The following is a 21,742-nucleotide window of genomic DNA, read 5'->3' as shown; positions in this document are numbered from 1 at the left end:
ATTTATATTGTCCTTATCAAATTACTTTCTTATTAATAGGTGTAACATTTCCTTGGCTTTTTAACCCATCAAGATAATCAGCCCAAGATTGCATCATATTAATACGTTTTTCCATCCATTGAGCTTTGTTGTAAGTAGCTCTAATTCTATCTTTATTCGTATGCGCTAGTTGTAATTCAATGATATCTGAATGGTAGCCTAATTCATTAAGCATTGTACTAGCTGTGTGTCTAAAGCCGTGAGAGGTCATAAAGCCAGAACCAAACAGTTTACCTGTTACAGGGTTAATTAATCGCTGAATAGCTCTTGTTGTTGTGTTCTCGCTTAGTGGTGTGTCTTTACCTCGGCTAGTAACAAACACGTAATCTTTATCCCCTGTAACTGCTTGCATTTCTCTTAATATTTCGATGGCTTGAGTTGCTAATGGAACATCTAGTGGCTTCTTGTTTTTAAGCTCTGCTGCTGGAATATTGATTATGCAATCTTCAAAATTGATATATTCCCACTTCAAAAATCTAATATTGTGAGGGCGAAGAAATATTAAGGGCATTAACTTTAAAGCTTGAGTAACAGCAAAGTCTTGTTTAACAGTAGGGCGGTCAATTTGCTTTAATAGCACCCTTAAATCTACTGTTGATGTAATATGACCAAAGTTATTATCAATACGTCTGTCGGGCTTTGGTAGCAATTCAGCTAAGCCTTGTGCAGGGTTACTGTCGATAATACCTAAAATTAATATCTCGTTGAATACTCGCCTTAATATGTTAGCTAAACGAATAGCCGTTTCCTTAGCTCCTCGTTTACTCATACGTTGCATTACACCAAGCAAGTCAGCAGTAGTGTATTCGTTGATATACTTACCGTCTAAATAGGGTATAAGGTTCTTATCAATACGCTGCTTTAAATCAGAGTAGGTTGCTTTAGCTAGAACTTGTTTTTCAAGCCATTGGTTCATGTAAAAGCTGAAGCGCTTGTTCTTGAGTTCATCTTTAACTTTACGCTGAACTTTAATCTGCTTAGGATTTATTCCCATAGCAACTAGTTCACGTGCTTCTCTGTGCTCTTCAAGTGTTTTTTTTAAGCTAATATCAGGGTATTTACCAATCGTATAAGTACCACGTATTCCATCAAGCCTGAAATCGTACTTGAAACTCTTATTACCTGTAGGTTTAATAAGTAAATACAAGCCACCACCATCTGTTAATTTACGTGCTTTATCTTCTGGTTTAGTATTTTTAACTGCGGTGTCTGTTAGTGGCATAATATTTACCTGTATCATAATAATGTGAGTGTGGCTTGTTGAAAAGACCGTCAAAAAGACCGTCAAAAAGACCGTCATTTTCAGTTGTTAGTATAATGCAATAAAGTTCGCTATGGAAGTATATTTCTTATATATCAATAGTTTAGGTTGTATCTGTGGACTGTATAATACGATAAAAACCCCTGTGGGACGTTCTATCTCACCGCCACATTAAGAAAAGCCCGCTAATCGAAAGATTAGCGGGCTTCTTTTAGAGTATTTAACTCACTGAATAGGGTTTGTATGTTGAGGTCTCTATAAAACTCATTGATAAGGTGGATTACGAATAACAAGTCCAGAAAGATGCTCAACCACCGCGGTATTAACTGTTAGGGTTTCAAGCACTCAAGCTCTAACGTATTATTCAATTTCGAGTGCAAGGAAATAAAATGAAAAAAATAGTATTAGCCTCATCGGTTCTTGTCGGCATGTTTTTATCAGGTTGTTCGCATAGAATAGCTGACTTGACTTATGTTTCCACAAAAAACATTTCACAAGAAGAGTTAGCTACAGCTACATCTGATAATGAAAGGGTAAAAGGTGAAGATTCAAGTCATATTATTATATTTATCCCTACAGGTAATCCCAGTGCCGAAGAAGCATTAGATCGTGCAATAGAACAAAGAAAAGGTGGCGTTGCATTAAAAAATGCAACCATACATAGTTCTTGGTTTTATATCCCGTATATTTATGGAAAAACTACAATTACTGTTGAAGGTGAAGTTTTAGTAACTTTAAGAAAGGAAGTTAAATATTAACTCTAACAAGCACTTGAAACGGAATATTGATCTTCCTCCGTTTTAGTGCATGCCTCCTCAACACATTGAGGAGGCAATAATGCCCAAAGACTTTCTAAGCGAAGTGGAAATTATAAACTTTTAAAGTTATCTGCTCATTAGGACTTATCTTCTATTTATTGGTGGTCATTTTTTTTAGTGTACGGTCTTGTTTTATAAAGTGATGATACAAGGCTGCTAATACGTGTCCGACTATCAGCATCCATGCCAACCATTGGCCAAGTACTTGTTTGTGGATGAAGTCTAGCGGCGCTTCAAATTTTTCGTAACTGATACCCAGCTCTTGACGAATAAAAGATTGGAACAACTGCGTACTTTCAAATCGAGCAATATCAAAGATAAAGAAAAATTCAGTATCGACTTTAGCTCCTAGATAACCCGTGACCGGCATAATGATCAAGACAGCGTATAGTGCATAATGGCCAACATGGGCGGCTAAGTTCGCTAGTTTTGTACCGGGCTCAGGATCAGGCGTGCGATTATTCATTCGCCAAATAATGCGTAGTATCACAAGTACGCCTAATGTAACGCCAAATGATAAATGTAGCTGAAGTGCTGTCCAATTTTCAGGCGTTTTATCTTCGGTGAACCAGTGTCGATAATAAACACTGATATAGGCACCAAAAAAAACCATAGCTGAGCCCCAGTGTAACCATTTTGCAATGCTACCATAGTCGTTTACTGTGTTTTTAACATTCATTTTCTTACCTAATTGTTCGTTATAAATAAAATTCGGGTTCGTTACTTTTTTATAGGAATAGGCCAGACTTATTACCTATCTTTTGATGCTCATTTTTTTACACGTTTAAAGTATTTTTTTGGTAATTCTCCCGCAACTTCTTCATCCATGATGATAGTGAAACCTAACCTTGACCGCTTGTTGTAGAGAAATTTACTGTAGTTAAGTTGTGCATCTGCTGGCATTTGTGGCAAGCCAGCAATGGTTTTATAGAAAATCATTGGATAAGGATCAACTAATCCACCTGTTTATTCGCCACCTGTATTTTTTTCATAAAAACTGCCTTTTGGCGCTATGGAATTTTTAGTAATTCCTAACTCTTCCATGGTTTTTTATTCGGTGCGCCGGCAGAATAGAGCTTTAAAACAGATGGCAACAGTAAGATTTTTTTTAATAAATTTCATATTGGCGTCATTAGCTAATATTAATGTTCTGTGCTGGAGTTACGCCCAGCTTGCGCTGAAAAGTACAAGGCTAAGTCTTTTATATCTTGATCCGACAAGCCATTCGCATTAGCGCGCATAATAAAAGCCATACCGCCTTTACGCTCACCACTTCGATAGGCCTTTAAGGCATATTCAAGGTACTCTGCATTTTGGCCGGCTAAATTGGGGTTAGTCGTTATCGGGGCAATGCCAAATTCGCCGTGACAACCAAGGCATTGTTGGGATAATTGCGCCGCTCGTTTCAAACTTTCAGCTTCGGCCATTGTACTGGCTTCATCACTGGCATAAAGTATTGTAGGTACTAATAATGCTAACAATAAGGTGATTTTCATCTGCTGCTCCAATGAAAAGGCCACTTTCGTGGCCTTGAGTTATTGCTCACTATTGTGGGCTTTAGGTTTTGATAAACTAGTGACCTTCTTGAGCGTTAAACATGTCATTTGCATAGATAAGACCTAAACCGTAGCCACCGGCATGATCTTTAGCAATACCTGTTACGTCAGCATATGAACCTGTGCGAGCCCAATCACGTTGTAGTTCAAGCATATATTGTAACCAAGTAATAGGTTGAGCACCGGCCTGAATCATGCGCAGTACCGCCATATCATGAGCTTCTTTGCTAACACCACCTGATGCATCTGTAACAAAATATACGTCATAACCTTCTTCAATGGCCGATAACACTGGGCCTACACCGCAGACTTCAGTCCATAGCGCAGCAAATACAACTTTGTTTTTCTTAAAAGATTTTACTTTGTCAGTAACTCGCTTATCTTCCCAAGTATTCATGGTGGTGCGATCAATTGGCGTTTGATTTGGAAATACAGCTTGTAATTCTGGAAAAATCGGGCCACTGAAAGATTTAGCGGCAACCGTGGTTAAAATAGTAGGAACTTTAAAAGCTTTTGCCGCCTTAGCTAAGCCAGTGACATTATTACGTACACTTTCAACCGAATGAGAGCGAGTTGCAAAAGCCATTTGTGGTTGATGGTCAATCAAAATTAACGAGTGGTTATTCGGTGTTAGTAAGTGCTTTGATGGCTCACCGGCAATAGCTGAACTGCTTGTTGCTGCGATTAAACCTAAACCTACTATTAGTGTTTTTAAAGATTTCTTAACATTTAACATAACTAATTCCTATTGATGAATTGTAAAATAATGTCATTTCGTGGTGACAATAATATAGTAGATTTCTTTTTAGCTATTGAAAATTAGTAAAATTAGTAAAATTAGGATATTTCATTCTGTAAAAAAGAATGAGCTCAAAGGCTTTGCAATATATACACTGGTGTTCGCGCGCTAGGCTAGTTTATTTAGAGGATTACAGTTCACATTACAGCGCAGATAAACTATTGTTACTCCATGCTTTATACGAATTTGACTATGATGACTAAATTAATTTACTTATTAGCTTTACTGTCTGTAACCGCTTTATTAACAAGTTGCTCATCGTCACGATTTTTTGATTACCACACGGCTAATGTAGCTATCAATAATGCCGTCATTGATGCTTCCTTGCCTGATTTAGCTGAACTTACGGCGAAAGACCTGCATGGTTATTGTTTATCGACAACCAAAAATACCGACGTAGGTTTGATATCACTCTTACATTGCGCCAATGAGCTATTAGGTCGTGAGAATTTAAGTCAACCGTTGCGAAATTATGCGATCGCGAGTTACAACCAAGCGCTATACAGCTTGGTAAAGCTTGATAAAGAAGACGGGTTGATAAAAAATAGCGTGACGTTACATTACGCTAACCCTAGTCATTTTACCTTTAGCGAAGAAATGTTCGCCATAGACAGTCGCTTGCAGCCCAAAATTTTTGGTCAGCTAGGCATACCTGTAGTGTCGAGTAGGGAAAACAAGCAAATAGGCTTAGATAAATTCGCTCCCCTTGAAGGGGTGATGAAGGGGGCAACTATTATTCTTGTTGGCATCAAAGTAAGAGCTGACATTTTTGAATTAGTGCTTGAGTTGCAATTTCATCATGAAGGCTCTGACATTAAAATTGGCGACAATACATATTCATTAAAACACTCGCCAGGCTCGGCATTTTTAGCGCTGATTGAACAAGCCAATATTGACCAGTTTAGTTGGTTAGGATTTATTTCTCCCTCACAAGCAGAAAAGCGTCGTGGCGTATTTGCTATTGGCGGTGTTTCAGCGCATAAAATACCTATTATCATGATCCATGGGCTAAATTCTGACCCCTTGATTTGGCGACACTTAACCATGGCCGTGCTCAATGAGCCAAAGTTAATGTCTCGCTACCAAATTTGGCATGTTTATTACCCCTCGGGGCCACCACCTTTTTATAGTGCCTCTCGAACCCGGGAGCATTTAACTCGCTTACTCAAGGAACTGGATAGCCCTAGTTTGGCAGATAACGCGGTGTTTATAGGCCATAGTATGGGCGGTGTTTTGGCTAAGTTGTTAGCAACCAAAACTAACTATAGCTTATGGGATACCGCATTTAATAAGCGACCTGAAGAGTTTTTAACCGACGAAAATAATAGCGTTAAAGATATTTTTATCTTTGAGCCCTTGTTTAAAGATAATACGGTTTTTTTCTTAGATACGCCTTTTAAAGGCTCTGAGGTTGCCAATTCGACCATTGGTTATATTGGCGCACTTTTAGTCACTCTTCCAAGGGAGTTTACTCAGTTATTTCAAGCTCTGATTAAGCGGGTAGGGCCAGAGGTGATTACTGAAAAAATGCAACCTTTCTTATTAGATTATGGACCTAACAGTGTGCAAGTTTTACGGCCGGGTCATCCGCTTATGACTACACTTTATGATTTGCCCATTGCCGGAGATGCCTATGCTATCGTCGGTTCGAATGGTGAGCTAGTTTGTGCGGATGCAATATTGTGCTCAGCGATATCTGACGGTGTGGTCAGCTACGACTCGGCGAATTATCGATATGCAAAAGAGGTTATTATTGCACCTTCCTCTCATAACTCCTTTCAAAGTCAAGACGCTATAAACTTTATAGTGGGAAAATTAAAATCCCAATAGGATAGTTTTTTTTATCAATTACACAAATACCTGAGTACATTTCAGATTGAAAACTTCTTTTTATTTATGGCTGATGAATGGCAAATATATTGCCTAAGTAAAGCAATGCAATGCAAAGTGTTTATCTTCTAAGTTATTGCTGATTAAATCTAATTAATCAATTTGGTATTAGCGAAATAGAATTTGTAGACCTAATCGAAATAAGACATAAATACTTTAATTAGGTCTACTGATACTCATTAGGCGATAACTTCAATAATTCGCCTTGCGCGCTGTCAGTTAAAATATAAATATAGCCATCTGGGCCGGTTCTAATATCACGGATCCTTTGTTTGCGATCAGCTAACATTGTTTCTTGTTCCACTACTTTATCGTCTTCTAAACTTAATCGTCTTACACTTTTTCCTGCGAGGGCGGCGATAAATAAATCACCTTGCCATTGGGGAAACATGTCGCCTTGATACTCTGTCATCCCTGCGGGTGCGATAGATGGTACCCAAAAGGTAACAGGTTGCTCCATGCCTTCTGCTGCTTTAAAAGGTGAGATTATAGCACCTGAATAATCTATGCCATGCGTAATGGCAGGCCAACCATAATTAACACCTGGTTTAACTAAATTTAATTCATCGCCACCTTTAGGTCCATGTTCATGCAGCCAAACCTTTTTAGTTTTACTCACCAATATGGCTTGTGGGTTACGATGGCCGTAGGTGTATATTTCAGGTCTTGCATTTTTTTGACCAACAAACGGATTATCTTTTGGAATAGTGCCGTCAGTGTTAATTCTCAGTACTTTGCCTAACATGCTATTAAGTGATTGTGCTTGGTCGCGAAAATTAAAACCATCACCCGCGGTTATCAGAAGGGTGCCATCAGGTAGAAACGTCATTCTTGCGCCATGATGATGCGGAGTATTTCTACTCGAGCCGGTAAATATCACTTTAGTCTGCTGTAATGACATACCTTGTAATGTCGCGCTGATCACTTCAACAAAGTTATTGCTTGCTGTGCCACCACTGTAAGATATATAAAGCTTTTTGTTTACTGCAAAGTTAGGATCTAAAACAACATCGAATAGTCCCGCGGGGCCTGCAACATAAATTTCAGGTAACCCAGAAACCTCTTGCTTGAGTAGCTGACCATTTCTGATAACTCTTAAACTGCCTCCGCGCTCAGTAACCAACATATCACTATTAGGTAAAAAAGCGATCGACCAAGGAAATGTCAAATTTTCAACGACAGTTGATACTTTATATTCTTGGGTTTTTGATTCAGCATAAGTGATGGTGCTAGCAATGAGTAAACATAAACTAATACTAAGTTTTCTAAATAAATGATGATTACTTTTCATTGTCAGTACCTGAATTATTACCTGAGTTATTACTTTGAATGTTCGTGCGCGATGTTAAAAAGGCGAAAAGCCATGCAGAAAACATACAACACAAAGTGGCTAAAAGTAATCCCATCGGCGTTCGCACTGCAGCTATTATTGTTAAGCCCATATTGTACTGAATAAGAATCATAGTCAGAGGGAAAGTAGTACACCCAGCAGCAATATACCAAGCCATTCTGTTGCCACCCATAAATTTATGCGCGTATTTAGCCATAATAAAACCAATTAAAAATCCCGGCGCTGTTAATAAATATAAAACAGGGCCTAGCCCGATTAAGTCTTTAATCGTGGCATCTAAACGAACTTCTGCGGTTATGTTAAGTCCAAATGACTGCACGTCTGCTAATACTATTTGTGTAGAAACAATACAAACAAGCAGGGTGGCAGTAATCGTTGTAACAATAAAGAGCACGATGGTTTTGAACATACATTGACCTTTTTTTTCAGTAAATAGCTACATAATATTGATTAAGTTTTTAACTATACACTTCTTTTAAGATTATTATATTAACCTTGTACGAAAGGTTTTTTAATGGGATTTTCAATTTGCTAAACAATCTTCTTTAAATAAATCATGACAATTTACTCGAACTTGCTTGAATTTGCTTGAATAGGTTGCTTTCCATATTGACGGTAATAGGACGTGTTTATTATATAACAACGGGTAATTACCACTGATCATTGGTTATTTATGTAGAATTTATGCGGAATTTAGATGAATTGAATACAAAATTTCTTGGTAAGCGCTAATGCGCGTGGCAACGAACTATCTGTCGAAGCGATCTAAGCAGTTTAAAACAGATGGGCCAGTATTTCATCCTTATTTGAGCGACTCATAGTTCAATTTTACGCAGATGATACATGGCTAACTAATTATGCTGAACTTGTCATTAATCCATCAAACTTAATGCAATATAGGGTATAAGATTAAAATTGAGAATACCTGAGGTAATTCCCCGAATGCTTAAAGTAAAGCGAAGGTAACTCTTTGGTATTCTAATAATTCCACTACACCTATAATACCACTACACCTGTAACTGCATTATGGTTGAGCCATGCTATGCATGGTGGTCTAATTTTATAACTGAGCTAACGCTAGTTTTATGGTAGGGGATAACGCTGAACCATCACTATTGGCATAATTTATAATATTTTCTTTCATTGAACGTGCCCAAAACTTATTTACGTGATCAGCAACAACTTTAGCCGTTTCTTCATCGGTTTTTTTGTAGTTATTGTTAGCGGCAATTTGGTTGAGCATGCTAACCAAGGTTTTAATTTGCGAACTACTCATGGTTATATTGTTCCTATTTGATTTTTTAAATTTGTGTAATACGTATGGCGACCGGGGCGAGCAAAGCCAATTAAATTAAGGTCAGCTTGATTTGCCAGGGTTATTGCTAACGCCGTTGGCGCCGACACCGCAACTAATGTGGCTATATTGACACTCGTTACTTTTTGCACCATTTCATAACTTGCTCTGCTTGAAATCAGCACAAAACCGTTCTTAGTGTCCACTTTACGTAGCGCTAAGGTACCAATTAACTTGTCTAACGCATTGTGTCGCCCGACATCCTCGCACAAGAGGACGATCTTGCCAGAACTGTCGCACCATGCCGCGCCATGCACGGCGCCAGTTAACGATTGTAATTTTTGGTGCTCACTTAGTTGCGACAGGGCATGCTGAATGACTTGCGAAGGGGGCAACGCTTGTGGCGTCACACTCTTTATTGGCCGAATGGCGGTCGCCAGTGATTCACTACCACATAAACCGCAACCTGTGCGGCCAGTCAGATTACGCCGGTGTGACTTTAAAGCCATCATACGTTCAGAGCTGATCTCAATATGTACTTCTATACCTTTTTCACTGGCAACAAGCTCAACATGATACATTTCGGCGGCGCTACTAATAATACCTTCAGACAAACTAAACCCTAAGGAAAACTCATGTAAGTTCGCCGGTGAGGCCATCATCACCGCGTGAGAAATGCCATTGTAGACCATGGCAATAGGCACTTCCTCAGCGATACAGTCCAGCTTGCCTTCTACTAGCTCACTACCTTGCTGCCAATAGTGCACCGGCAGTGTTACATGGCTTGTTGGCAGCTTTAGTTCGTCTTCCAGTGTCAAAGTTAATTTCCTATGGTGGTTTTCTGCTTTTTAGGGCTTCGTTTAAAATGCGCTTGCTGTTCGGCAGTGAACTTTTTATAACGCGTTTGCCATGCTGATGGCGAAGTGACTTTTTCAACCTGTACCGCCGTCACTTTATATTCAGGACAATTAGTCGCCCAATCAGAACTGTCGGTAGTAATAACGTTGGCACCACTTATCGGGTGATGAAAGGTCGTGAAGACCACGCCACTTTGCATGCGATCACTCACTTTTGCTTTTAATACCGTATCACCCGCGCGACTGCTAATGCCTAGCCAGTCGCCATCATTAATGCCTCTTTCTTCCGCATCATTGGGATGTATCTCAAGCAAGTCTTCTGTGTGCAATGTTTGATTGGCAGTACGTCTTGTTTGCGCACCAACATTATATTGACTGAGTATTCGTCCAGTGGTTAATAGTAGTGGGAAGCGTTTATTAGCGCGATCTTCACTGGCTAAGTATGGCGTAATTGCAAAACGCCCCTTGCCAATTGGAAAGCTTTCCACATGCATGATGGGTGAACCATCAGGGAATTCTTCGTTACAAGGCCACTGAATACTGCCTAGTTCGTCAAGCTTTTGGTAACTGACCTTACTGAACGTAGGCACTAATGAGGCAATTTCATCCATTATTTCAGCCGGGTGTTGATAATTCATTGGGTAACCTAAAGCATTAGACAGCTTTTGGGTAACCTCCCAGTCTGCGAATTTAGCTAATGGCTTCATGACTTTACGCACGCGATTTATCCGTCTTTCCGCATTAGTAAAAGTACCATCTTTTTCTAGAAATGAAGAACCAGGTAAAAATACGTGTGCGTATAATGCCGTTTCATTTAGAAAAATATCCTGGACAATTAAACATTCTAATGATGATAATGCGGCCTGTACATGTTGGGTATTAGGATCGGACTGTAAGATGTCTTCTCCTTGCACATACATGGCTTTGAACGTGCCTTCTATAGCCGCGTCAAACATGTTTGGAATTCGAAATCCTGGTACGTTATCTAAGGTTACGCCCCAATTTTTTTCAAATTTTTCACGTAGCACATCGTCACTCACATGCTGATAACCCGGCAGTTCCTGTGGAAATGAACCCATATCGCAAGAGCCTTGAACATTGTTCTGTCCACGCAATGGATTAATCCCCACTCCTTCACGACCTATGTTACCTGTGGCCAAGGCTAAGTTGGCTATCCCCATAACCATGGTTGAACCTTGGCTGTGCTCAGTAACACCTAAGCCATAATAGATGGCACCATTTTTTGCCTTGGCAAAAGTACGAGCGGCGAGGCGGATTAACTCGGCATTAACCGTGGTAATACTTTCCATCGCTTCGGGAGAGTTGACCTCTTCCAAAATAAATTCACGCCATGCGTTATATTCATCTGTGCGCTGGTCAATAAAATTTTTGTCTTCCAAGCCTTCACTGATAATGACGTGCGCTATGGCATTGATCATAGCAACGTTGGTGCCCGGTTTTAGCGGTAGATGATGACTTGCGTTTATGTGCGCAGTATTAAGTAAATCAATGGTTCTGGGATCGACCACGATTAACTCTGCTCCCTGACGCAAACGTTTACGCAACTGTGAAGCAAATACCGGGTGAGCGTCGGTCGGGTTTGCGCCAATGACCATGACGACATCAGCTTTCATTACTGAATCGAAGGTTTGTGTACCTGCTGATTCGCCTATGGTCGCTTTTAGACCATAACCTGTAGGTGAATGACAAACACGGGCACAGGTGTCGGTATTATTATTACCAAAAGCCGCGCGGATCAATTTTTGTACTAAATAGGTTTCTTCATTGGTACAGCGAGATGATGTAATGCCGCCAACGCTTTCACGGCCATATTCGGCCTGAATTTTTTTAATCTTATTGGCTGAAAATTCTAAGGCTTCGTCCCAACTAACCACTTTCCATGGCTGATCAATGCTGTCACGGATCATCGGCTCAGTTACGCGGTCTTTATGAGTCGCGTAACCAAAGGCGAAGCGACCTTTTACACAAGAGTGGCCCTGATTAGCTTTACCACCTTTATAGGGCACCATGCGTATAACTTCTTCGCCTTTCATTTCAGCTTTAAACGAACAACCGACGCCACAATAAGCACAAGTCGTGATAATACTGTGTTCTGGTTGTCCTTTGTCAATGACTGATTTTTCCATCAGGGTTGCTGTTGGACATGCCTGTACGCAAGCCCCACAAGAGACACAATCAGAGGATGAGAAATCGTTTTCGCTGGTGCCAGCACTGACCTTTGAGGCAAAACCTCTTCCTTCAATGGTTAAAGCAAACGTGCCTTGGACTTCTTCACAGGCTCTAACACAACGAGAGCAGGTGATACATTTACTGGGTTCAAAAGTAAAATAAGGGTTAGAGTCATCAATCTTGGCGTCAAGATGATTCTCGCCATCAAAACCATAACGTACTTCACGTAAACCGACAGCGCCAGCCATATCTTGTAATTCACAATCGCCATTACTTGAACAAGTTAAGCAGTCAAGTGGGTGATCAGATATGTAGAGCTCCATGATATTACGTCGTAATTTTGCGATGTCATTATTTTCAGTCGATACCACCATGCCTTCTTTAACCGGTGTTGTACAAGAGGTTGGATAGCCTCTCATACCTTCAATTTGTACGGCACATAAACGACAAGAACCGAACGCTTCGATGTTATCGGTAGCACACAGTTTAGGGATATTAATATCAGCTATTGCGGCAGCGCGCATTACTGAAGTACCAGCAGGAACGGTAATTTTTACGCCATCAATTTCAATAGCGACTATTTCTGTGGAGGTGCTGGCAGGCGTACCGTAATCTTTATCAAAATCGATTGCTTTATTGAAGGATGTGTTCGTTGCCGGATCATAATATTTAATCATGATTGCTCTCCTGCGTTGGTAAATAAAAGTCTTGAGGAAAATCATTGTAAGCACTTCGCACGGGGATAGGCGTCATGCTGCCCATTGCACATAAAGAGCCGTCAATCATGGTGTCACAAAGATCGTTAAGTAAAGTCATATTCTCAGCGCGTCGCTCATTGTTTTTTATACGATCAATGACTTCTACACCGCGCGTTGAACCAATTCTACATGGGGTACATTTCCCGCAAGATTCGACCACACAGAACTCCATCGAAAAGCGTGCTTGTTCAAGCATGTCAACACTGTCATCAAAGACCACAATTCCGCCATGACCGAGGACAGCAGATGCCTGAGAAAATGCTTCATAATCAAGTGGGATATCGAGTTTATTTAACGGTAAATAAGCACCTAATGGGCCCCCCACCTGAATCGCTTTGATTGGACGATCACTCGCGGTACCCCCTGAGAAATCATCAATCAGATCTTGTAAGCTCGAGCCAAAGGGCAGTTCAATTAATCCACCTTGCTTAACATTACCCGCAAGTTGAAAAGGTAAGGTACCTCGTGAACGATTTGTGCCATATTGTTGGTATGCCTGACTACCTTGACTCATGATAAAAGGAATAGCCGCGAGCGAGAGGACATTGTTAACTATGGTGGGTTTACCAAACAGACCTTCTAACGCAGGTAGTGGCGGTTTGAAGCGAACCATCCCCCTTTTGCCTTCTAGCGATTCTAATAGGGCGGTTTCTTCACCACAAATATACGCTTCTGCGCCTAATCTCACTTCTAAATTAAAGCTTTTTCCGCTACCACAAATGTTATCCCCTAAATAACCGGCTTCATTAGCAATCTTAATCGCTTGTTGTAAAATTTCATCGGCAATAGGGTATTCTGAGCGTAAATAAATATAGCCTTGGTTTGCACCCACCGCTAATCCGGCAATAATTATGCCTTCAATAAGCATAAACGGGTCACATTCCATCACTAATTTATCGGCAAAGGTACCTGAATCGCCTTCGTCGGCATTACAGACAATATATTTTTGCTCAGCGACTGCATCCCTAACCGTTTGCCACTTTATCCCCGTAGGAAAAGCAGCACCACCTCGGCCACGAAGACCTGATTCTACAACAGCAGTGACAATTTCCTGAGTTGATAACGCCAGTGATTTTTGCAAGCCTTTAAAGCCATCTAAGGCCAGATAATCATCAAGAGAAACGGGGTCGATAATACCTGCACGGGCAAATGTCAGTCGAGTTTGTTTTTTTAAATAGCCAATCTCTTCCGTCAGGCCTAGCGCAAGCGTATGGCATGGTGGCTTTTCATGACAGATATTATCGGTAATATCCGCCATGATACTTTCAACATCAGATGATGCTACAGGACCATAGGCCATACGACCCTGTGCTGTTTCTATTTCAATCATAGGCTCTAACCAAAATAGACCCCGTGAGCCATTTCTGATGATTTTTAAGTCAATATCATGGTGTGATGCATAGTGCGTAAACGCTTGAGCAACATCATGGGCTCCTAAAGATACAGCTGTGCTTTCTCGTGGAATAAAAATTTTCATTGTCATTGTCTATCTCACTTTAATTCGCGGTCTACATTAGAAAGAACCTGTTCAAATTTCTCATTAGAAATACGACCATAAAGGTCATCGTTAATTCTAATATTAGGCCCAGTTGCACAGTTCCCTAGACAATAAACACTATCCAAGCTGAACTTTTTATCACTCGTCATTTGATGATAATCAATATTTAAAAAACTTTTAGCGTGTACTTCAAGTTGTCGACTTCCTCGTGATTGACATGCTTCTGCACGGCAAATTTGAATTTTATATTTAGCTGGGGGAGATGTACGAAATTGATGATAAAAACTAATGACACCGTGAATTTCCGCTGGAGTTTGTTTTAGCTTTATCGCTATGCGTTCAATTGCTTGAGGAGCGATATAGCCCACTTCTTTTTGAATGGCATGTAATATAGGTAACAGAGAGCCTTCTTTATTTTTCAAAGAATCAATGATGTTTTCCACATTGGACAAAGGGGAAGAAAATTCTATTTTCATACTAACTCCTGAAGGTCTGTTACAAAATACACATGTGAAATAAATTGCATATTTGCTATTATCTTGTAGTTCTTTTTTATAGCTTGACTATAGCACCATTGTTTTGGCATAAGAATATGAACTAGAGTTCATAGGTTGGCGTCTTTTAAATAGCTTTAGCAGCTTGATTTAGCTTATAAAAATGAGAAGCCAATGTCTTTAATCAATATCAATGGTTTTCCAAGCAAAGCTAAAATAATATACAGGTGAAAAATGACCGATAAAGCACTATTGTCAAAGAGAATTCAAATTAAACCCGCATGGTCATTTTATGATGAGCAAGGTGAGTATGTAGACCCTCGACTTTTTGTCCTGCTTAATGCCGTACATAATGATAAAAAGTTGACGATAGCCGCAACAAAACTAGGTGTGTCTTATCGTCATGTCTGGAATGTACTGAAAAAATGGACAGACTTTTTTGGCTCTGATTTAGTCGAACTAAAAAAAGGCAAAGGGGCATTTTTGACACCGTTAGGTGAAAAGCTACTTTGGGCTGAACAAAGAGCTCAGGCACGATTTGAACCTCAGTTAATCAGCATTGCGTCAGAATTGAATTTAGAAATACAAAAACATTTAATGGTGAAAGAGCCGTTGCTCAAAATTGCGGCCAGCTATGGTTATGCTGTTGCTTTGCTACCTAATTTCACCCATAAATTTAAACTAGACTTACAATATAAAAGCTATGAAGAGTCATTTGATGCGCTGAGTAAAGGGCTATGTGATATTGCTGCATTTCACTTACCAACCGATATTGTTAGTCAAAGGTTAATTGATATTTATAATAAATATTTCAAAGCTAATACCTATAAAGTCATCCGTTTTGTTACACGTAAACAAGGGTTAATTGTCAAAAAAGATAACCCTAAAAATATTACTAAAATTTCTGACTTAATGCTGGATGATGTTACCTTTATTAATCGACAAAAACATTCAGGTACGCGCTTGTTGATAGATGAACTCCTAAAAAGATCATCAGTGGACGCTAAAGATGTTATTGGTTTTGATAAATTTGAATTTACCCATTCTGCTGTCGCGGCATATGTAGCTTCAGGTATGGCAGATGTTGGCATTGGTATTGAAACAGCAGCTCGTCAATTTGCGCTAGATTTCATCCCTTTAACTACAGAGCACTACGTTTTAGTTTGTCATCAAAAGACCCTTGAACAATTATCGGTACAGCGCTTAATTTCTGAGATAAAAAGTGAAAAATTTCATGAAGAGGTTGCAAAGTTAGCGGGCTATGAGTCTATTGCTTGTGGCGATATTGTTGATCTAGAAGATATGTTACCTTGGCAAGTTTAATTTTTTAAACGCTTATTACCTAGATTGCTATTAGAAATATGAAACCGCTTCAGTTATTAGTGTTACAGCACCTTCTGTCCCTAAATAAGTTGGTGCGACCGCATGGAATTTTAACAAAGAAGCAATTAATGGTGCACCGATCATAGCGCCGCCACCAAAGCCCATAATGGCCATGCCTGTAGCCATACCTCGCTTATCAGGGAACCAACGAAGTAAAGTAGAAACCGGTGAAACATAGCCTAAACCTAGACCACAACCCCCGAGTGCGCCATAACCAAGGTAAACAAGCCATAATTGATGGGTAGATATACCAATACTACCGATAATAAAACCACCACCCCAAAGAAATGCGGCAGCAACACCAACACAACGGGGACCAACTTCTTCAAGCCATTTACCCGCGACTGCCGCTGATAATCCAAGAAAAACAATAGCGACAGAAAATATCCAAACAACGTTACTTAAAGACCAATCTCCAGATGAACTAGTAACTACCCCTAATTCTTTAATAAGTGCAGGGTTAAATATACTCCATGCGTAAACAGAACCAATACATAAATGAATTGCAATTGATGCTGGTGGGACTAGCCAGCGATTAAACCCCGATTTAGCAATTATTTTATCTTTCATTAAGAAAGAAAAAAAGCCCGCAATTTTATTTGACACTATTGAATTCCTTTTAACTAAAGCCTGATCTAAAAAAAGAGAATAATTAAATGTTTGTTTTTGTAACAGCCGAATAGTTAAAACTCACCAGTGTTTTAACTGTTTTGATATGACCGATGACAATCAACTTAATTACTTGGGTTTTATTAATACAAGTATATGAAATAAAATGCATATATTGATTCTGTATTACGAAAAAACTATAGCACTGGGATATTGTTAATGAAATATGAAGTAATATACATATCTTTAGGAGCTTTTTTTTAACTAAGAAAAGCCGAAAATAATACTGGAATAGCCTCAATAGCAGATAAAAGTAGCAGCACAAAAGCTAAACATCACCGCTTTATTTACGTGTAAATATAATTATTGCACTGTTATAGTAAAATTTAGCAGAAAACGCAGTTATAAATGATGCTATAAATGGTAACGGGCATTGTAAATGTTTACCATATAGCACTTGCTACACCTTATTGATTATATAACGCGGAATTTATATGAATTTAGAACAAGCTTTATGGGTCATTGCCAATGCCCATGGCAACGAATTACCTGTTGAAGCGATCGAAGTAGTTAAAATGAATTGGTCGGTATTTTATCCTGATTTAGAGCGATTAATTGATCAATTTGTCGCAGATGACACTACGCTAACCGACGAACAAAACGCCATTTTATTTTTTGGTACTTTATTATGTGCTGAATTAAAGCATTCTCCCGCGTTGCCAAAATGCTTGCAGCTATTTTCACGCAGTGACTCGTTTTCAACCCCGCTTGAAGGCGTATTTGGCGATGCCTTAACTGAATTAACTTCAACTTTATTTTATAATGTTGCTAATGGTGATACACAAGCCTTATCTGACTATATTACAGGTGCTCATCAAGCCATGTATTGTAAAGCGTCAGCTATGGAAGCGGTATTTGCACAGTTTGAAGTGGGCTCAATTGATAAAACTGAATTAAGCGAGCATGTAACTCGCTGGTTAGCCTCATTTTTGGTGGTACCAAGCTCAGTTAATAGTTTTTTAATGAGCGCATTAGCCGACTATTGTATCGACTATCAATTAGATGACTTTAAAGATCAGTTTATTGGCTTATGTGACCATGGTGTCGAGGATAAAAACTTATTTGACGAAGACCGCTTTAAACAACAGGAAGTAAAAGCGTGGAATAGTGCTGACGCAATGATGTTGATTGAATCTGGCATTATTCAAACCGACTTTAATCTTACTGAGACTTTATTGTCATGGGTTGATGATGAAGATGATAGCGTGCTCGATAATCTGTCAAACGAAGACAACGAACTATTTGACTCGTTAATGGGCGAAGGTGGTTTATTGTCGAATATATTATACGACGAAAATACTATTTTAGAGAACAGCGTACCTGTTAGCTCATTACCTACAGTTGGCCGTAACGAACCTTGCCCCTGTGGCAGTGGCAAAAAATATAAGAAGTGCTGTTTACAGTAAACCCAGCACTAGCATTGCCAATCGCATTTATATCCCATTTATATCGTTTTGGCATGCGTGCTTTTAGTGACCGGGCCTAAAGCTATATCACTAAAAGCACTTAACTATTTTTAGCTTATAGGTGATATAAAATTAAAGCAGTTAACTTAATTTAAAGTAATACCAACGATAAAAATAAGTTAAGTGTTGCCTATTCAGCCTGGGCAGCTGTTTATACTTGCGGCAGTGAATACCTTAAAAATCTAATGTTAGAAGTGATCAACGAACCAACACCATCACAAAAACGAGATATTGAATTTGCTGTTGCTCGAATGGGGGGCACTAATCCTTATTTTGTAGCGCGCCAGTATATCGATATAGCAGAAGGGGGCATTCTTGAAGCATTACACTTTAGATCTTTTGCCATGCTGAATATTGAAAATGAAACACAGTATCACCATGCATGTGTCGCTATATCGCTAATCAATGGTGGCTATGTGTGTTTGCGTTCCCATGTAAACTCACTGCAACATGCTAATGAGCCTGATAAAAACATCGACATTACAATGCGTATCGCCGCTGTATGTCATTCACTTAATATTTTAGATAAATCTTCAAATATATAGATTCAAGCGCGCTGACCTTCAAATACTTAAAGCAGAACAATGAAAATATTTTTACTAACACATGAGCGTGAATTACGTAGGGCAACCAACACTGGCTGTCTAGCGATAGAAAATGCTAATAACCTAGTTGAACGTATTCTTTGGGAAAGAATAAAACCGAATAAAGACCTTATTCGATTGATAGAAAATAATGAGGCGGCACTGTTATATTCGAAAACAGATCCTTTACCAGAATCCGCATTGACAATGTCATCAGAAGTAACATCTGCAATACCTGCGTTAACACCACTGACAATTGAAGAGTATGAAAATATCATCATTATTGATGCTACATGGCAAGAAGCAAAAAAAATATTTAATCAGAGCCCATATTTAAGGAGTGCGCCACATTTTACCCTGAAAACAGAAAGCAGTTCTTTATATAAACTTAGAGCCAATCAACCTACGGGTGGCCTTTGCACCATCGAATGTATAATTGAAGTTTTAAAACTGAAAGGGCAAAATAAAAAAGCAGCAGAGCTGGTAATAAAGTTTGACCAATTTAATGGTTAAAAACTTAATAACGTATATGAGAGCGTAATTGAGAAAGTTAATGACAAAATTGGTTAAGATGGCAATGAATAACTGAAAATTTATATTAGCTTGTTACCCCTAAACCATTAACTTCAATGCCAAATAGGGAGCAAGATTAAATATCAGAATACCTAACTTATAGTTTCCCAAATAGTTAAAGTACAGTTGCGGTAACGCTTTAGCATCTATTCCCATTACTTTACTGTGCAGGTTAGTCGTAAAACGTTTAAACACGATTATAGCCAATGCTGAAAACAGATAAACAGCCAAATTAATGACCGTACACCAACCAAAAAAAGTAGTAATTTCATTAATATCCATTATCGATTCATTCTCCGTAAATATTGTTTAGTGTAATAGCAAGTTGGTATAACCCTATAATAGAATTTTCTTGGGCTGAGCTAATGATAGCCATCTGATAGTAGTAAGTTAAATAAATATATCATATTGTCTGAAATCGTAAATACCATGGGTTTTAGAGAAGCTAACATTCTACCTTGTTTATTTCTGGTGAATTTACTTCTTGATACCCTTTTTAAACCACAAGGGTTCAACTGTTGCCAATTGGCTTGCACGTAAAGCGGCTAGTTCATTATCTAAAGCACGCAATTCTTCTATTATATTTTCACTGCCTATTTGATGAAGTGTCCTGTAACGTACTTCAAAGCTTCGATTGGCCTGCACTATCCTTCGACATTCCTCCTGATGCGCATCACAATCTAAGCCTTTGTGTATTGCGGTCAAAAGTGCAGCAATTAATGCACCTAAACCAAGCCAAATAGGGTTCACATTGGAAGAAAGTGCTGCGCCAGCAAGGACTCCTAATAAAGAAGGTACAATCAAGGTAATCCAGTTGGTTTTAGAAAAAAATCGTAGTCTATCTTCAAAAAACTCGGCTCGTTCAGCACACTCAGATTCTCGACTTTTTGCTACTAATTGAAAATCTTCGGCCATTTATTAAAACTCCTCGATCATGCTAAATATAATACGACGGTTATTATTCCGCTGTAAAATATGTTGTGATGTAACAACTGGGCAGGTACAAGGAACACAACACATATTAAACCCTTATCAGTGGGTTAAATAAAGTATAGCCTATACGTTTTTAAACTTTGTTCTGATCTCTAAAAGCGTAAAGAAGATTAAGATAGTGAAATAAATCAATGTTAATAAACACACGCTAACCGGATGGTATTATTTTATAAAAACAATTACCTACTAATTTAAAGTCAACTATTTTGTTCGACCTAAAAGTTCTTGTATGTACTAAGTCCGGCTAGCCAATTCTTCTTTATATTAGGCATTCACGTTGGTCGATGAAATGAAGGGTTGGAATCCACCATACGCCATCCGTTGAGCATCAAATTCTATATTTGATTCGGCCATCAATTGCTCCATTCTCGGATCGGCTGCAACTTTCGCGTTAGCCAAGTCACGTTCCTCACGAGAATCAAAAACGACCCAACCAAACAAGATGGTTTCATCTTCCTTAGCGTCAACGAGATCAATGAACGAGCGAGTTCCCGCTAAATGTAAATCATCCCCAACACATTCCCAGTAGTCAAGTGCACCATGTTCCTTCCAAATTTCTGCGACTTTTGCTACAAGGCGTTTGTAATTTTCTAGTCGATCTCGGGGAATCGCATGAACGAATCCGTCTATGTAATGAGACATAACTGCTCCTTTTATTTAGCTGAATTAACGGCCATTAATGCACATAACGATTTACATAGTGGGTGCGCTGATTGGACGGCCCGACATATGTTTTTGGTATTTGGCTGGCTTCAAACTAAGCCCCACCAATACATAGAAGCTGCCATTATACCAAGACCAAATAAATGAATAAATGCTATTTTGTCACCGATATACTTGCCAGTGACCACAAAACGGGGGGAACTTCAGTATCCTATTTAATTGCCATATAGTTGTTCCGCTCGAGTCACGTACAAGAACCTAGCAACGTTCATTATTTGATAAGCCAAGCAGCTCATAATATTCATTAGCCGATGGAGGCGCAATTAAATTAATTTACAACGAGGAACCAAGTTCATTTTGCGTAATTACTTTCCACTTCCGCTTTGAAACATAACTCTTTAATAGTAGGAAACAGCTTCTGTTACAGAAAATATGCTTTATCCATTTTAATTATTAATAACAGTCCTTTGTGTACAGATAAAGCAACAACTTTCCGTTTGGACAAAATAAGGAAAGTTGCCCCATTTCATGACTTGAGAAGCAACGTGGCTTAACTGTATATAAAATAGATACATATAATTTATATAATAATTAATCTGGAGAAAC

22 protein-coding genes are annotated in these 21,742 nt (G+C 39.0%); 6 read left to right on the top strand and 16 right to left on the bottom strand.

What is annotated here, in order from left to right:
- Positions 1 to 16: 16 nt before the first annotated feature.
- Positions 17 to 1,261 (bottom strand): tyrosine-type recombinase/integrase, encoded by a 1,245-nt coding sequence (locus tag B5D82_RS17695; protein WP_081153441.1) that lies wholly within the window; start codon positions 1,259 to 1,261, stop codon positions 17 to 19.
- A 428-nt stretch (positions 1,262 to 1,689) separates the two neighbouring features.
- Here B5D82_RS17695 and B5D82_RS17690 point away from each other — a divergent pair, with 428 nt between their 5' ends.
- Complete coding sequence (locus B5D82_RS17690) at positions 1,690 to 2,058, top strand: hypothetical protein (RefSeq protein WP_081153439.1); 369 nt, start codon at positions 1,690 to 1,692, stop codon at positions 2,056 to 2,058.
- A gap of 151 nt (positions 2,059 to 2,209) precedes the next feature.
- On the opposite strand, the gene B5D82_RS17685 is transcribed toward B5D82_RS17690, so the two are convergent.
- The 4 genes from B5D82_RS17685 to B5D82_RS17675 all read right to left on the bottom strand — a co-directional run bounded on the left by B5D82_RS17685 (position 2,210) and on the right by B5D82_RS17675 (position 4,410).
- Complete coding sequence (locus tag B5D82_RS17685; RefSeq protein WP_081153437.1) at positions 2,210 to 2,797, bottom strand: cytochrome b; 588 nt, start codon at positions 2,795 to 2,797, stop codon at positions 2,210 to 2,212.
- A gap of 89 nt (positions 2,798 to 2,886) precedes the next feature.
- Positions 2,887 to 3,057: a hypothetical protein gene (locus tag B5D82_RS19935; RefSeq protein WP_157673930.1), complete on the bottom strand. Its 171-nt coding sequence runs from the start codon at positions 3,055 to 3,057 to the stop codon at positions 2,887 to 2,889.
- Positions 3,058 to 3,260: 203 nt separating this feature from the next.
- Positions 3,261 to 3,614, bottom strand: coding sequence for a c-type cytochrome (locus tag B5D82_RS17680; protein WP_081153435.1), 354 nt, complete (start codon positions 3,612 to 3,614; stop codon positions 3,261 to 3,263).
- A gap of 76 nt (positions 3,615 to 3,690) precedes the next feature.
- Positions 3,691 to 4,410 (bottom strand): hydrolase, encoded by a 720-nt coding sequence (locus tag B5D82_RS17675; protein WP_081153433.1) that lies wholly within the window; start codon positions 4,408 to 4,410, stop codon positions 3,691 to 3,693.
- A gap of 255 nt (positions 4,411 to 4,665) precedes the next feature.
- Here B5D82_RS17675 and B5D82_RS17670 point away from each other — a divergent pair, with 255 nt between their 5' ends.
- Positions 4,666 to 6,303 (top strand): esterase/lipase family protein, encoded by a 1,638-nt coding sequence (locus B5D82_RS17670; protein WP_081153431.1) that lies wholly within the window; start codon positions 4,666 to 4,668, stop codon positions 6,301 to 6,303.
- Positions 6,304 to 6,529: 226 nt separating this feature from the next.
- Here the strand turns inward: B5D82_RS17670 and B5D82_RS17665 are convergent, their stop codons facing one another.
- From B5D82_RS17665 to B5D82_RS17635, 7 genes are all read right to left on the bottom strand, one after another.
- Positions 6,530 to 7,654 carry a PQQ-dependent sugar dehydrogenase gene (locus B5D82_RS17665; protein WP_081153429.1) on the bottom strand — a complete coding sequence of 375 codons (1,125 nt, stop codon included), beginning with the start codon at positions 7,652 to 7,654 and terminating at the stop codon, positions 6,530 to 6,532.
- A complete protein-coding gene (locus B5D82_RS17660) occupies positions 7,644 to 8,123 on the bottom strand; it encodes a hypothetical protein (protein ID WP_081153427.1) in 480 nt (159 codons plus the stop codon). The genes B5D82_RS17665 and B5D82_RS17660 overlap by 11 nt, the downstream gene beginning before the upstream one ends.
- A gap of 651 nt (positions 8,124 to 8,774) precedes the next feature.
- On the bottom strand, positions 8,775 to 8,990 hold the full coding sequence (locus tag B5D82_RS17655) for a formate dehydrogenase subunit delta (protein WP_081153425.1): 216 nt from the start codon (positions 8,988 to 8,990) through the stop codon (positions 8,775 to 8,777).
- A 2-nt stretch (positions 8,991 to 8,992) separates the two neighbouring features.
- Positions 8,993 to 9,826 (bottom strand): formate dehydrogenase accessory sulfurtransferase FdhD, encoded by an 834-nt coding sequence (fdhD, locus tag B5D82_RS17650; RefSeq protein WP_081153423.1) that lies wholly within the window; start codon positions 9,824 to 9,826, stop codon positions 8,993 to 8,995.
- A gap of 2 nt (positions 9,827 to 9,828) precedes the next feature.
- A complete protein-coding gene (gene fdhF, locus B5D82_RS17645; protein WP_081153421.1) occupies positions 9,829 to 12,732 on the bottom strand; it encodes a formate dehydrogenase subunit alpha in 2,904 nt (967 codons plus the stop codon).
- On the bottom strand, positions 12,725 to 14,296 hold the full coding sequence (locus tag B5D82_RS17640; protein ID WP_081153419.1) for a formate dehydrogenase beta subunit: 1,572 nt from the start codon (positions 14,294 to 14,296) through the stop codon (positions 12,725 to 12,727). The genes fdhF and B5D82_RS17640 overlap by 8 nt, the downstream gene beginning before the upstream one ends.
- 8 nt (positions 14,297 to 14,304) lie before the next feature.
- The gene (locus tag B5D82_RS17635; protein WP_081153417.1) at positions 14,305 to 14,787 is read right to left on the bottom strand and encodes an NAD(P)H-dependent oxidoreductase subunit E; all 483 of its coding nucleotides are present in this window, start codon (positions 14,785 to 14,787) and stop codon (positions 14,305 to 14,307) included.
- 252 nt (positions 14,788 to 15,039) lie between these two features.
- Here B5D82_RS17635 and B5D82_RS17630 point away from each other — a divergent pair, with 252 nt between their 5' ends.
- Positions 15,040 to 16,128 (top strand): substrate-binding domain-containing protein, encoded by a 1,089-nt coding sequence (locus tag B5D82_RS17630; RefSeq protein ID WP_081153415.1) that lies wholly within the window; start codon positions 15,040 to 15,042, stop codon positions 16,126 to 16,128.
- 30 nt (positions 16,129 to 16,158) lie between these two features.
- Here B5D82_RS17630 and B5D82_RS17625 read toward each other — a convergent pair whose 3' ends face one another.
- Positions 16,159 to 16,794 (bottom strand): MFS transporter, encoded by a 636-nt coding sequence (locus tag B5D82_RS17625; RefSeq protein WP_245807510.1) that lies wholly within the window; start codon positions 16,792 to 16,794, stop codon positions 16,159 to 16,161.
- A gap of 497 nt (positions 16,795 to 17,291) precedes the next feature.
- On the opposite strand from B5D82_RS17625, the gene B5D82_RS17620 reads away from it, so the two are divergent.
- The 3 genes from B5D82_RS17620 (at position 17,292) to B5D82_RS17610 (ending at position 19,420) form a co-directional block, all read left to right on the top strand.
- A complete protein-coding gene (locus B5D82_RS17620) occupies positions 17,292 to 18,263 on the top strand; it encodes a DUF1186 domain-containing protein (RefSeq protein WP_081153413.1) in 972 nt (323 codons plus the stop codon).
- A gap of 245 nt (positions 18,264 to 18,508) precedes the next feature.
- Positions 18,509 to 18,868 carry a hypothetical protein gene (locus B5D82_RS17615; protein ID WP_094122831.1) on the top strand — a complete coding sequence of 120 codons (360 nt, stop codon included), beginning with the start codon at positions 18,509 to 18,511 and terminating at the stop codon, positions 18,866 to 18,868.
- 39 nt (positions 18,869 to 18,907) lie between these two features.
- Complete coding sequence (locus B5D82_RS17610; protein WP_081153411.1) at positions 18,908 to 19,420, top strand: tRNA-uridine aminocarboxypropyltransferase; 513 nt, start codon at positions 18,908 to 18,910, stop codon at positions 19,418 to 19,420.
- Between the two features lie 99 nt (positions 19,421 to 19,519).
- Here B5D82_RS17610 and B5D82_RS17605 read toward each other — a convergent pair whose 3' ends face one another.
- The 3 genes from B5D82_RS17605 to B5D82_RS17595 form a co-directional block, all read right to left on the bottom strand.
- Complete coding sequence (locus B5D82_RS17605; protein WP_081153409.1) at positions 19,520 to 19,762, bottom strand: DUF6868 family protein; 243 nt, start codon at positions 19,760 to 19,762, stop codon at positions 19,520 to 19,522.
- Between the two features lie 195 nt (positions 19,763 to 19,957).
- Positions 19,958 to 20,395 carry a hypothetical protein gene (locus B5D82_RS17600; RefSeq protein WP_081153407.1) on the bottom strand — a complete coding sequence of 146 codons (438 nt, stop codon included), beginning with the start codon at positions 20,393 to 20,395 and terminating at the stop codon, positions 19,958 to 19,960.
- A 342-nt stretch (positions 20,396 to 20,737) separates the two neighbouring features.
- Positions 20,738 to 21,115, bottom strand: coding sequence for a DUF1428 domain-containing protein (locus B5D82_RS17595; RefSeq protein WP_081153405.1), 378 nt, complete (start codon positions 21,113 to 21,115; stop codon positions 20,738 to 20,740).
- Positions 21,116 to 21,742 lie beyond the last annotated feature (627 nt).

The organism is Cognaticolwellia beringensis (genome assembly GCF_002076895.1).
GTDB lineage: Bacteria > Pseudomonadota > Gammaproteobacteria > Enterobacterales > Alteromonadaceae > Cognaticolwellia > Cognaticolwellia beringensis.
This window is presented reverse-complemented; position numbering and strand designations above follow the sequence as displayed.